A 12,349-nucleotide genomic window follows, 5' to 3' on the forward strand; every position below is an offset into this window, starting at 1 on the left:
ACGCCGCGCTCAGAGAGACGCCGCAGACCGGGATGCCTGTTCGTAAAAGCCCGTCAGAACACGCAGGGCCTTGGCGACCTCCGCAATCGTGACGTCGCCGACTTCCCGGTTCTGGGGAATATGCTCCAGCAGGCAGATCCGACGCAGGCGCGCATATTCGAGACAGACGTCGCGCCCTTTCTGTGTCGTGCTGACAAAAACCTCCTTGCCCCGGCGCTCGCGCCGGATCAGCCGGTGTTCGTCGAGCTTCTTCATGGCGTAGTTCAGGTAATGCCGCTCGGACAGGTTGAGGGTGAACATCAGGTCCGAGATGCTTTTCTCCCGGTTCCTGTGATTGACACTGTGCAGGATGAGCGTGTCGAGCGCCGAAAGATCCGGCAGACCCGCCGCCGCCATACCCCGCGCCATCCAGCGGTGAAACGCATGGTTTACGACGGTCAGGGCAAATTCGAATTCGCTCAGATCCTCGTTGCCCGGCACCGCCAGATGCGACGAGGACACGATGAAGGCCCGTTCCATATCCGCAACATCCGGCATCACCAACGCGCGGCTCCCGGCTTTCCCGTCTTTCATGGTTCGTCCTCTCCGTCAGCCAACATCTCTTCCCGATATCCTATTGCACTCTAACCCGATACGGAAAACACAGGCATGGTCGACAGTACACAAATCCGTCTCGCCGCTGATATCGGTGGCACATTCACGGACGTGGTCCTCCAGACGCCGCAGGAACGTCTGACCCGCAAGGTCCTCACCACGCCCGCCGCACCCGAAGAAGGGGTCATGAACGGCATCAGCCTCGTGATCGAAGACGCCGGATTGCGCTTTCGGGACGTGACAGTCTTCGTGCATGGCACGACACTTGCGACCAACGCCATCATCGAACGCCGGGGCGCCCGCACGGCTCTTATCGGAACGCAAGGCTTCCGCGACATTCTGGAAATCGGCACCGAAAGCCGCTTCAACCAGTATGACCTGATGCTGCAAAAGCCCAGCCCGCTCGTCCCTCGCGGCCTGCGCTTCACCGTCCCCGAACGCATGGACGCCCGCGGCACCGTTCAGCTTCCGCTGGATGAAGCCGCCGTTCTGGCCCTCGTGCCGCGGTTGCGTGCCGCTGGCGTCGAGAGCATCGCGGTGGCGTTCCTCCATGCTTATGCCAATCCGGCCCATGAACGTCGCGTACAGGCGCTTCTTCAGGAGGCGATGCCGGACATCACCATCTCCATTTCAAGCGACGTCTGCCCCGAAATCCGGGAATACGAACGCACCTCCACCACCGTCGCGAATGCTTACGTCCAGCCCCTGATGGCGGGCTATCTGGGCCGCCTGCGCGAAGCCCTCGACGCCAGGGGCTTTGAAGGCGCGCTCTATCTCGTCACCTCCGGCGGCGGCCTCACCGCGCTGGAAACGGCCCGCCAGTTTCCCGTCCGCCTCGTGGAATCCGGCCCGGCGGGCGGTGCGATTTTCGCCGCCCAATGCGCCGAGCGCCTGGCCGAAAACCGCGTCCTGTCCTTCGACATGGGCGGCACGACCGCCAAGGTCTGCCTGATCGAAGACGGCGAACCCGCATCGTCCCGTTTCTTCGAAGTGGACCGCACGGCCCGCTTCATGAAAGGCTCCGGCCTGCCCCTGCGCATTCCCGTGATCGAAATGGTCGAGATCGGCGCGGGCGGCGGCTCCATCGCCCATCTGGACGCCATGAAACGCGTTGTCGTCGGGCCGGAGAGCGCATCTTCCGTTCCAGGCCCCGCCTGTTACGGACTGGGGGGCAAGCGCCCCGCCGTTACGGACGCGGACGTGATGCTCGGCCTGATCCGCCCGGAAAACTTCGCGGGCGGCAGCATCCAGCTCCAGCCGGATCGCTCGGCCGAAGCACTCCTGACCGATATCGGCACCCCGCTGGGTCTGTCGGCGGAAATGTCCGCCCATGCGGTCTATGAAATCGTGTGCGAAAACATGGCCAGTGCGGCGCGCGTCCATGCCGCCGAACGTGGCGCCGTCATCGGCGACCATACCATGATCGCTTTCGGCGGCGCGGCCCCGCTTCACGCCGCGCGCGTCGCGGAAAAGCTTGGAATACGGCGTCTCGTCATTCCTTCGAACGCAGGCGTCGGCTCGGCCGTGGGCTTCCTCGCCGCCCCCGTCTCGTTCGAGCTGGTGCGCTCCTTCCCCATGCGTCTGGACGACAGCTTCAGTTCAGCGGAAGTCTCGGCCCTGCTCGATGACATGACGCAGGCCGCCCACGGCATGGTGCAGGACGACGCCCGGACGGAAACGCTTCACACCAGGCGCGCGGCCTTCATGCGCTATGTCGGACAGGGACACGAAATCATCGTCACGCTGCCCGACGGCGCCATCAGCAGCGACCATCTCTCGACCCTGCGGGACACCTTCGAAGCGGAATATGCCCGTCAGTTCGCCCGCGTCATCCCCCATGCCGCCGTCGAGATCCTGAACTGGTCCGTCAGCGTCTCAACCACCCCGCGAAAATACCCGCCCTTCGAGGCCGCCCCGGCCCTGCATGACGCAGTCTCCGCCGACATCCGGAAACTCTTCGACGGCGCAACCGGCACGCATGTCGCCCTCCCGGTCTACGAACGTACGGACATGGGACCGGGCAGCCGCGTCCCCGGCCCCGCCCTGATCGCTGAAAAAGAAACCACAACCTACGTTTCCTCCCGCTACACCGCCCATCTGGACGGTAGCGGCAACATCATTCTGGACATGAAGGACGCCGTCTGATGAGCGCGCACTCCCATAAGGAAATCGACTTCCAGATCATGTGGAACCGCCTGATTGCCGTGGTCGGCGAACAGGCGCAGGTCCTGATCCGCACGGCCTTCAGCCCCATCGTCCGCGAATGCGAAGACATCTCGGCCGGTATTTTCGACCTGCAAGGCCGGATGATCGCGCAAGCCGTGACGGGCACACCCGGCCACGTCAATTCCATGGCGGAATCCGTCGGCCATTTTCTGCGTCACTTCCCCGTCTCGACCATGAAAGAGGGCGACGCCTACATCACGAACGATCCGTGGATGGGAACGGGGCATCTCAACGATTTCGTCATTACGACCCCGGCGTTCCACAAGGGCCGTCTGGTCGGACTGTTCTCCTGCACCAGCCATCTGATGGATATCGGCGGCCTGGGCAACGGGCCGGAAGCAACGGACGTCTTCATGGAAGGCCTCTCGATCCCGATGCTCAAGCTGATTGATCAGGGACAGGTCAACGAGACGTTGATGGCCATGATCCGCGCCAATACGCGCCTGCCGGTGGATACGGAAGGCGATACCTACTCTCTGGCAGCCTGCAATGATGTCGGCGTCCGCGCCCTGTGCGACATGATGGACGAGTTCCAGCTCGACAGTCTCGAACCGCTGGCCGATTTCATCATCGAACGTTCCCGCCAGGCCGTCCTCGACAAAATCGAAGCCCTCCCGCAGGGCACATGGTCCCACGAGATGACCATCGACGGCTACAATGCGCCACTCACGCTCAAGGCAAAGCTCACGGTTGGCGAAAACCGCGTCAGCGTCAGCTATGACGGCTCACCGCCTGCTGTCGGACGCGGGATCAACGTCCCGATGGCCTATACCCGCGCCTATACGGTCTTCGGGCTGGCCTGCGCGATCTCGCCAGACGTCCCCAACAACGCAGGTTCACTGGCTCCCTATCACGTCGAGGCACCCGCAGGGTCCGTCCTGAACGCAATGCGTCCCGCCCCCGTCTCCTCCCGCCACGTCATCGGACAGATGCTGCCGGACATGGTGTTCGGATGCCTTCGCACGCCCCTGCCCGACCGCGTTCCAGCAGAAGGCACATCCTGTCTGTGGAACATTGCCGTGCGCGGACAGTGGTTCCCCAAGGGAGCAACCACGCCCCAGACCTACGCGCTCGCCATCACGACCAATGGCGGCACCGGGGCCCGCCACGGCCTGAACGGCCTGTCCGCCACGGCTTTTCCATCCGGCGTACACGGCACCCCGATTGAAATCGCGGAAATCCAGTGCCCGCTCATCTTCTGGGAAAAAGAACTGCGCGAAAACAGCGGCGGTCTTGGCCTGACCAAAGGCGGCGACGGACAGATCATGAAAATCGGCACCACCCAGAAACAGCCCTTCGAGCTTCTGGCCGCCTTTGACCGCGTCGATCATCCGGCCCGTGGCGCACTCGGCGGACAGGACGGCGCGGCAGGCCGCGTCGAAACCGCCTCAGGCCGCAAGCTCGCCGGCAAGGGCCTTCAGGTTCTAAAAGCGGACGATATTCTCGTCCTCATGACACCGGGCGGCGGCGGCCTTGGCGCCCTCTGATTGTCTCCCGCGCCCTTCCCGAAACGGAAGGGCGCGGAACTCAACCGTTCAGAGACAATGCGGCGGCACACGTCCCGCAAGCGCGTCCTGAACCTGCGATGCACACAGCATCGCCATACGGCGCAGCGCCTGTTCCGTCGTCGCACCGATATGCGGCGTCAAAACCACATTCGGCGCCCGCAGCAACGGATCATCCGCCAGCGGAGGCTCGGGCGACATCACGTCCAGCCCCGCTCCGCCGACATGCCCCGTCTCCAGAGCCTTCGCCAGCGCAGGACCATCCACCTCCCCGCCCCGGCTGGTATTGATCAGAACTGCGCCTTTCTTCAGGCGCGACAGCGCCTGAGCGTCAATCGTGGGCTGACCGCTCCCCTGCGCCGGACGATGCAGCGACAGAACGTCCGAGACGACCAGAAGGTCTTCAAGGCTCTGCGCCCGCTCCACGCCCGCGGCCTCGAACACCTCCGCCGGAACGCTCGGAGACCACGCCACAACGCGCATTCCCAACCCCTGACCCGCAATCTGCGCGACATGCCGGGCAATGGCGCCAAACCCCACGAGCCCGATCGTCCGTCCGTGCAGTTCCGTGCCGTTATTCGCATAACGAAATGCCCAGTTCCCCTCCCGCACGGCACGATCCGCCTCGCACAGACGCCGCATGACCGCCAGCAGAAGCCCGATCGTCATTTCCGCAACGGACCGACTGTTGGTATTGGGCGCATTCGTCACCAGAACACCCCGCTCCGCCGCGGCAGCCTTGGCGATCCGGTTCGTACCCGAACCGTGACAGGAAATGATTTTCAGCTTCGGCGCGGCCCGCAGCGCCTCTTCGCTCAGTCCCAGATCGCGCGTAATCACCGCATCCGCGTCGCCGATTTCGCGGATCACCGCCTCCATTGAAGGTTCCGTGGCATAACGGGTCGTAATTCCGGCCTCGTTCAGACAAGTTACTGCATCGGGATGGATCTGTTGTGTAATGAAACACAGACTCATGGTGCTGGTTTTCCACAGTAAAGAAGAACAAGGAGCGGAATGATGGCATACCGCTCCCGCTTGTCCATGCCCAAAAGCCCCTTTATGCCACCACGGGAAGCTCTTGGATGGCGTCATGATGCGACAGCACCCTTCCGGTCCGACGACCCGACCCTCCCGCTGCTCCCAGCTTGCCACCGATCCAGCGGATTGAGCAGAGACACCGCATCTGGAGGGACCGAAGAAGCGTTAATTGAAGTTTTTGTGTCCTGTTTCCATGTTTCTGGAGTTGATTGTCGCGCTGCGTCAGACGCTCGCGAGACAGCCATACTGTTTTTGCACCGGACACACGATCCGACAGGTCCGGACCGGGAAATCGACCGTTGGACCGAGCGAGAAACGCTGAACATGAAGATGCACCTCTACCGGAAGCGGCAGGGCCTCAATGGCGCGGATAAGTTCTTCCCGCCCATGGAGATCCGTCGCCACAAACAGCCGCATGGCGTGCGACGTACTGGGCGTGGCGGGACTGTAGGGCAGATAGAAACGCGGCGCGCTGTCACCGATATGGGTTTCCATATGGCGCAAGGCGGCCTGCCCGGCGATCTGTCGTTCCAGCGCCGCGACCGCCCGGCTGGTTTCGTCAAGGGAAGTCCCTGGCGGCATGGCGACATCGACCATCACTTCCGGACGGTCCGACAACGGAAAAAACTGCTGATCGACGAACGTGAAACCACCGCAGACCAGAAGTAGCAACACGACCGTTCCTGCGGCAACGGCCCGTTTGTGCCGCAGACCGACATCGAGCACATGGCGCAGCACTCTCACCAGACGGGATTCGGAAGGCCGCGGTGACGCAGTAGGTACTGAGTGTATCGACGCCCTCGATATCCCGCAGCGCCTGTTCGAGCGGCTCGGCAACCTGCTGCTGCATCTGTCGCGCATCCGCTCCTGGCCATTGTGCGGATACGATCATGTTCTTGAGAGTAAAAGCCGGGTCCTCCGCGCGGCCAAGATGGAAAAAACCGTATCCGCCCGCCAGGAACAGGCAGACCATCAGCGGCAAGGCAGGCCAGAAGTCCTGCCGGCGTGATATTCTCGAACAGACCAACGGAGCGGACGGCATCCCAGTACCGCGGGGTCCACTCCTGGCATAATTGCGGATCAATCAGCATCGCGGCCAGCAGATGCCGGATGATGGACGGTGGCTTCGCCACCAGATTCCGGCCGATCCCGACATAGGCCCGGACAGCGCGCCCCTGTGCGACCGGATCATTCTGCATCGAGTGCCGGATTTCCTGCGCGAACAGTTCCATTTCCCGCGAGAAAAGCCCATCAAGAAGGGCCTTCTTGCTGGGAAAATGGTGCAGAAGCCCCCCCTTGCTGACGCCCGCCTCCCGGGCGACCAGATCCAGGGTGAAGGCTTGAATGCCATTCGTCGACAGTATGCGCCCCGCCGTATCAAGCAGGTCTTTCCTGACAGCCTCGGGTCTTTTCGCGCGTCTTGAACCTGTTTTCATGCCCTCAACATACCGTCTGGACGGTATGTTTGTGAATACGAATTGGAGGGATCGAAGGGCTGTTGCTTTGAGCCCCCATTTCGTGATTGCAGATTTATGGCGTGTTGACTGAGGGGTCTTTTACCCGTGTTGAGGGAGTCGATCGGCAGCGGCGCGGCGCTCAGCTTAAGACTCTCGGCCGATTCAGGCATTGGAGCGTACACAGCCCGTGCTGCCGCTCGGCCTTGGGTATCTCGAAGGAGTCATGCACGATGATGTCTGACACGGCACCACGCCCCCGTTTGCCACCCCAAAACCCGGACTTACCCGCCGTAACCGTCAGGGTGGCTTTCACGCCAGCGGAGGGCCGTTTTCACAATACTGTCGATGTCCCCGAACCGGGGCGTCCATCCCGTATCGTTCCTGAGAGTCGCGGAATCCGCCACGAGAAGAGCTGGGTCCCCCTCTCGTCTGGGAGCCGCTTCCCAAGGCACCTTGCGGCCACTGACCCGCTCGACACTCTGGATGACTTCAAGGTTCGAGTATCCCTGACCATTTCCGATATTATACGTGACGCTGCGATGATCGATCTGAGCGAGAGCACGGATATGAGCATCGGCAAGATCCGTAACGTGGATATAGTCCCGAACACAGGAACCATCCCGGGTTGGATAGTCGGTACCGAACAGTTTGAGCGCAGAACGACGGCCAAGTGCGGCATCAATGGTCAGGGGAATCAGGTGAGTCTCAGGACGATGGTCTTCGCCTGCCCGTCCCAGAGGATCCGCGCCCGCCGCATTGAAATAGCGCAGACACGCACTTCTGATCCCATAGATCGCATCGGCCCAGTGCAGCACACGCTCGATCATGAGCTTGCTCTCGCCATACGGGGAACCGGGCTGCACGGATGCGGTTTCGGGGATGGGGTCGAGCCGTTCCGGTCCGCCGAAAAGAGCGGCAGTCGAAGAGAAAACAATCTTCCTGACACCATGCTCGACACAGATCTGTACAAGATTCAGCGCCGTCAGATAGTTCTGTCGCAGATAATGAAAGGGATCGCGCATGCTGTCGCCGACAAGGGAAAGCGCCGCAAAATGCAGGACGCCATCCCATGGCCCTTGCGCCACAATGGCTGACGTAGCGGCATAATCCAGAAGATCCACTTTATGGAAAGGCACGCCAGCGGGAACCGCCTCACGATATCCGGTGCTCAGATTATCCAGCACGACAACATCATGACCTGCATCGAGCAGAGCAAGAACAGCATGACTCCCGACGAAGCCTGCCCCACCCGTAACAAGATAGCGCATTCAAAACTCCCTCAAAGACCGACATACCAGATACAAAAAAAACTATCAGAAACCTCTTTGAAAAGAGATACCATTAGCCGGGCATGAAAGAGAAGCCATGAATATCAAAGTCATTCAAGATGTCCGGCAGGGCAGATACTCCATCGATATATGACAATCCATTTCCCCTTCCGGGATTGATATCCCTTCGCGGCACCCCGGACTTTGATGGATTAAGCGGCGGGGATCTTTCGGGGTTCATGCAGCAGCCCGGTTTCTTTGAAGTTGAAGAGCGGCTTGCCCGGTTGAGCGGGCTTGGTGATCAGCTCGAAGCGTTTTCCCGGACTGTGGATTTTGAGGTGTTCCGCCCGGAACTGGAGGAGGCCCTGGCCTATTCAGATGGGAGTAAAGGCGGTCGACCGCCATTTGATCCCGTGTTGATGTTCAAGATCCTGGTGATCCAGACGTTGAACAATCTGTCTGATGAGCGGACAGAATATCTCATCAACGACCGCCTATCCTTTATGCGTTTCCTTGGGCTGGCGCTTTCAGATCGGGTGCCGGATGCCAAAACGCTCTGGCTGTTTCGTGAACGCCTGACCCAGGCGGGTGCGATCGATGGGCTGTTCAACCGCTTTGACGCGACCCTGCGGAACGCCGGTTATCTGCCGATGTCAGGCCAGATCCTGGATGCAACATTGGTAGCTGCTCCAAAACAGCGCAATACAAACGCAGAGAAAGCGGATCTTCGGGCAGGACGGATCCCCGAAGGCTGGGAAGACAAGCCGGGAAAGCTGTCCCACAAGGACAGGCACGCCCGCTGGACGCTGAAGTTCACGAAGGCGAAGCGGCAGGATGATGGAACCATGCCCTCTAGCGATCTCGCCATCCCGTTCTTTGGCTACAAATCCCATGTTTCCATCGACCGGAAGTTCCGGTTCATCCGGAAATGGAAGACAACGGATGCTGCTGCCAGTGATGGTGCCAGACTGCGCGAGGGCCTTCTGGATAAAACCAATACGGCCTCAAGCGTCTGGGCTGATACAGCGTATCGCTCGAAAGCCAATGAGGACTTCATGGACAAGCAGGGCTTTGTCTCGAAGGTTCACAGGAAAAAGCCGCATCTCAAACCTATGCCCCGGCATATCCAGAAATCGAATGCTGGAAAGTCGGTGGTCCGATCTCGTGTCGAGCATGTCTTTGCCGATCAGAAATCGCAAATGGGTCTGTTCGTCCGAACTGTCGGTATCACCCGGGCCACCATGAGGATCGGCCTTGCCAATATCGTCTATAATATGCGCCGCTTCCTCTTCCTCGAAAGATTGAACGCGAGCGCGTAGTCCTCCCACTGGCGATGGACCGTGATCTGCTCAAAACGCAGAGCGAAAGTCACCCCGGAAACCCTCAATCAAAGCGCCAAAAAACTAAAATCATCAGACAAGCGCATCAACAAACAGTTCTTCGATCCCTCCAGGTCCAGGAATCATCAATCAAAGGGTCTTCGATCCCTTCAGATGTGCCGTCTCCCGAGCGATACATGTTGGGAGGAGCGGATTCTGGATAATCAGGGGATGCCACCAGACGGCCGACGAGGGTCGGAAGATGACAGGATGAAAGGCGTCCCAAGCCTCCGCGACGCCTGAGAAGTACGTCAGAAGCTGGCGTCAATACGGGCAAAATAGTAACCGCCGGCAATGGAAAGCGTGGATCCTGAGTCGTAGATTTTTGGCCCCAGATAGTTTGTGAGCGGACTCACCACACGTGGACGCATGTTGAAGATGTTATTGGCGCCAATAGTGGCACGCCAGTAGCTGTTGACGCGATAACCCACCTGAAGATCCGTGGTCCAGACTGGGGTGTTTTCAAAGCTGTACCAGATGGTGTTGGAATACTTCAGGCTCGAGGGCGCAGCATCCTCATACGTCATCAGGCTTTTGGATGAGCCATAACGGTTTTCGCGGACGTTCACACTCCATTTGCCGACGTCCCAGTGGGCGTTCAGAACGATCTTGGAGCGTGGATAGCTTTGAATGTTCGTGCGGGTCTGAGCATTTGCAAAGGCATTGCCAAAGATATTGGTGTTGACGTGGCTGACAACCGTTCTGTTGAGGTTGAGCATCATCGACAGGTTCAGGTTGCCATAGCGATGCAGAGGAAGGCGATAGTCAGCCTGAATATCGAGGCCCTGCGTTCTCGTACTGGCTGCATTGGCGTAGTAGTTGGCTTTGATATTGCTTAAAGACAGATCCGACGAATCCACAGACACGCCAGCCAGGGAAATTGCGTCCAGCGCGCTTTGTCCGACGATATTAGAGGCACTCAGAATGCGGTCACGGATGTTGATTTGATAGACGTCCGCCGAGATGTGGAAGCGGTCGACAGGTTCAAGAACAATACCGCCCTCAACACTGGTCGAACGCTCTGGCTTGAGCTTGCTGGCGCCAATCGTGCGGGCGGCAGAACTGTTGGCACCCAGCGTTCCGGAGACACCTGTCGGCGACACACTCAAAGAGCTGTAATGCTCTTCGGCCAGGGTCGGGGCGCGGAAACCGTTGCTGATGGTTGCACGCACGGCAATGCGCCTGGTGACGTCATAGCGCGTTGTGACTTTACCCGTCTCAGTATTCCCGGCATCGGTGTAATGCTCAAAGCGACCAGCAAAATCGAGATCCCACTTCTTGAGCGGGTGGAAATCGCCGTCGATATATCCGGCCCACACATTACGCTGCCAGGTGCCTGCGCTGACAGGAGAAATACCAGCATAGCCCGATGTTCCGCCTTCGAGGTAGGACGCCGCATTACCAGCTTTGATGGTGTACATTTCAAGACGATGCTCGCCACCGAAAGCCAGGGTCATGGGGACAAGGTTGGCGATGTTGAAGTTCCGGCGAAGGTCAAGATTCGTCGTCCACTGCGACATCCGATAGGTTGCCGCGCGTGTCGTGGTGGGAGACCATCCATAAATCTTGGCGTAGTTCGCGTTATAGGTATTCTTGATACCAATATCGTCATCGTCCTCGCCATAGAGGGTGCTGAGATCCCAGTTGAATCCGAGAAAGTTGCCCCCCTTCAGACCAAGGTTTGCCTGGAAGTTGTTTTCTTCAATCGTCTCCAGCGGAGAAAAGCCGTAAGGATAGATCTCCGGCAGGGTGCTGGGCGTGCGATAATTTTCATAAGCCTCGGCATGACGATGGGCATAGGTGATGAGACCGTAGGTCTGAATACCCTCCGTAATGCCCTTGCCCCAGTTGATGGCGAGGTTCTCACGCGTCTCTTCAGGGGTACTTTCGATTTTGTTGGAGTTCGGATCCCAGCTGTCACCCTTGCTCCATCGATGGTCATACGTCTTTCTGTTGGACACAACCGAGTGGTCAGCGTGGTAAACCTGGCCGGAGATGTGGACGTAACCGTCATTACCCCATTTCACGCCGCCATCAGCACCAACCTGGTACTGCCAGCCGTCGCCATTGTAAGCGTTGGCACCAGTCTGGGCGTAGGTATGGATCCCGTGGGAGGACTTCTTGGTGATGATGTTGATAACGCCTGCAATGGCATCAGAGCCATACATCGCAGCCGCGCCATCTCGCAGAACCTCGATGTGGTCGATGGCATTGGCCGGAATCATGTTCAGGTCTACCGGGGTAGAGCCGTCGGCCATGTTCCCTGTGATATTGCGCCTCTTGCCATCGACCAGCACCAGCACCTCATTGGGTGCGAGACCTCTCATGCGGATGGACGACGTCAGTGCCGCGGTATCATTCCCAAGAGCGGAGACCGTAATGGATGGGTCGACACGAGCCAGGGCGCTGGCAAGGTTCAGTTCACCCGTCGCCTGAAGCTGCTGGGCTGAAAAAACCGTAATCGGGGAGGAGCTGTCACGGGCACGACGGTTGGTAGCATGCGTTCCTGTCACAATGACAGCATCACCTGAGCCTGATGCTTCACGTTCGACGACCGCACGACGCCTGACCACGGCAGAACGTGTTGCCATTTGCGCCGCAGTCGCAGGCGCCTTGGCTTTATGGGCCACATGAAGGGGATGGGTTCTGGTGGCCGTGGTTTCGCTTGCGTAAGAAATTCCAGACAGCAGTGAACCGATGGAAACCGATGCGACAAGCCTGCGGGTCAGCCGTGATTTGAGCATTGTGTCTAAGGCCCCCCTTTAACTATTTGGGTAATTATTCCGTGTAAACAACAAACAAAAGCTAAGGGAAGAAAGCACCTGGAGGGATCGAAGAACTGTTTGTTGATGCGCTTGTCTGATGATTTTAGTTTTTTGGCG

At 59.3% G+C, this 12,349-nt stretch carries 8 protein-coding genes and 2 pseudogenes; 3 read left to right on the forward strand and 7 right to left on the reverse strand.

Features of this window, described 5'->3' with window-relative positions; translation table 11 throughout:
• Positions 1-9: 9 nt before the first annotated feature.
• Positions 10-573 (reverse strand): winged helix DNA-binding protein, encoded by a 564-nt coding sequence (locus tag GFJ39_RS10845; protein WP_153431353.1) that lies wholly within the window; start codon positions 571-573, stop codon positions 10-12.
• 75 nt (positions 574-648) lie between these two features.
• On the opposite strand from GFJ39_RS10845, the gene GFJ39_RS10850 reads away from it, so the two are divergent.
• The gene (locus tag GFJ39_RS10850; protein WP_153431354.1) at positions 649-2,739 is read left to right on the forward strand and encodes a hydantoinase/oxoprolinase family protein; all 2,091 of its coding nucleotides are present in this window, start codon (positions 649-651) and stop codon (positions 2,737-2,739) included.
• The gene (locus tag GFJ39_RS10855; protein ID WP_153431355.1) at positions 2,739-4,307 is read left to right on the forward strand and encodes a hydantoinase B/oxoprolinase family protein; all 1,569 of its coding nucleotides are present in this window, start codon (positions 2,739-2,741) and stop codon (positions 4,305-4,307) included. The genes GFJ39_RS10850 and GFJ39_RS10855 overlap by 1 nt, the downstream gene beginning before the upstream one ends.
• A 48-nt stretch (positions 4,308-4,355) precedes the next feature.
• Here the strand turns inward: GFJ39_RS10855 and GFJ39_RS10860 are convergent, their stop codons facing one another.
• The 5 genes and pseudogenes from GFJ39_RS10860 to galE form a co-directional block, all read right to left on the reverse strand.
• On the reverse strand, positions 4,356-5,300 hold the full coding sequence (locus GFJ39_RS10860; RefSeq protein WP_153431356.1) for a hydroxyacid dehydrogenase: 945 nt from the start codon (positions 5,298-5,300) through the stop codon (positions 4,356-4,358).
• Positions 5,301-5,585: 285 nt separating this feature from the next.
• Positions 5,586-6,107 carry an efflux RND transporter permease subunit gene (locus GFJ39_RS10865; protein WP_194285355.1) on the reverse strand — a complete coding sequence of 174 codons (522 nt, stop codon included), beginning with the start codon at positions 6,105-6,107 and terminating at the stop codon, positions 5,586-5,588.
• Positions 6,108-6,201: 94 nt separating this feature from the next.
• A pseudogene (locus tag GFJ39_RS14540) lies at positions 6,202-6,405 on the reverse strand (hypothetical protein); the annotation flags it as partial.
• A 220-nt stretch (positions 6,406-6,625) separates the two neighbouring features.
• Positions 6,626-6,799: pseudogene (locus GFJ39_RS14545) on the reverse strand (TetR/AcrR family transcriptional regulator); the annotation flags it as partial.
• A 302-nt stretch (positions 6,800-7,101) separates the two neighbouring features.
• Positions 7,102-8,088, reverse strand: coding sequence for a UDP-glucose 4-epimerase GalE (galE, locus tag GFJ39_RS10875; RefSeq protein WP_153431359.1), 987 nt, complete (start codon positions 8,086-8,088; stop codon positions 7,102-7,104).
• Between the two features lie 239 nt (positions 8,089-8,327).
• On the opposite strand from galE, the gene GFJ39_RS10880 reads away from it, so the two are divergent.
• The gene (locus GFJ39_RS10880) at positions 8,328-9,407 is read left to right on the forward strand and encodes an IS5 family transposase (protein WP_153431360.1); all 1,080 of its coding nucleotides are present in this window, start codon (positions 8,328-8,330) and stop codon (positions 9,405-9,407) included.
• Positions 9,408-9,718: 311 nt separating this feature from the next.
• Here the strand turns inward: GFJ39_RS10880 and GFJ39_RS10885 are convergent, their stop codons facing one another.
• Entirely contained in the window at positions 9,719-12,211 is a 2,493-nt protein-coding gene (locus tag GFJ39_RS10885) for a TonB-dependent receptor plug domain-containing protein (RefSeq protein WP_153431361.1), read from the reverse strand.
• Between the last annotated feature and the right edge of the window lie 138 nt (positions 12,212-12,349).

It is taken from the genome of Gluconobacter aidae (assembly GCF_009547075.1).
Lineage (GTDB): Bacteria > Pseudomonadota > Alphaproteobacteria > Acetobacterales > Acetobacteraceae > Gluconobacter > Gluconobacter aidae.

Excerpts from the sequence above, each read along its gene's own strand:
- GFJ39_RS10850 (WP_153431354.1), top strand. The coding sequence starts at position 649 with ATGGTCGACAGTACACAAATCCGTCTCGCCGCTGATATCGGTGGCACA.
- GFJ39_RS10860 (WP_153431356.1), bottom strand. The coding sequence starts at position 5,300 with ATGAGTCTGTGTTTCATTACACAACAGATCCATCCCGATGCAGTAACT.
- GFJ39_RS10855 (WP_153431355.1), top strand. The coding sequence starts at position 2,739 with ATGAGCGCGCACTCCCATAAGGAAATCGACTTCCAGATCATGTGGAAC.
- galE (WP_153431359.1), bottom strand. The coding sequence starts at position 8,088 with ATGCGCTATCTTGTTACGGGTGGGGCAGGCTTCGTCGGGAGTCATGCT.
- GFJ39_RS10885 (WP_153431361.1), bottom strand. The coding sequence starts at position 12,211 with ATGCTCAAATCACGGCTGACCCGCAGGCTTGTCGCATCGGTTTCCATC.
- GFJ39_RS10880 (WP_153431360.1), top strand. The coding sequence starts at position 8,328 with ATGCAGCAGCCCGGTTTCTTTGAAGTTGAAGAGCGGCTTGCCCGGTTG.
- GFJ39_RS10845 (WP_153431353.1), bottom strand. The coding sequence starts at position 573 with ATGAAAGACGGGAAAGCCGGGAGCCGCGCGTTGGTGATGCCGGATGTT.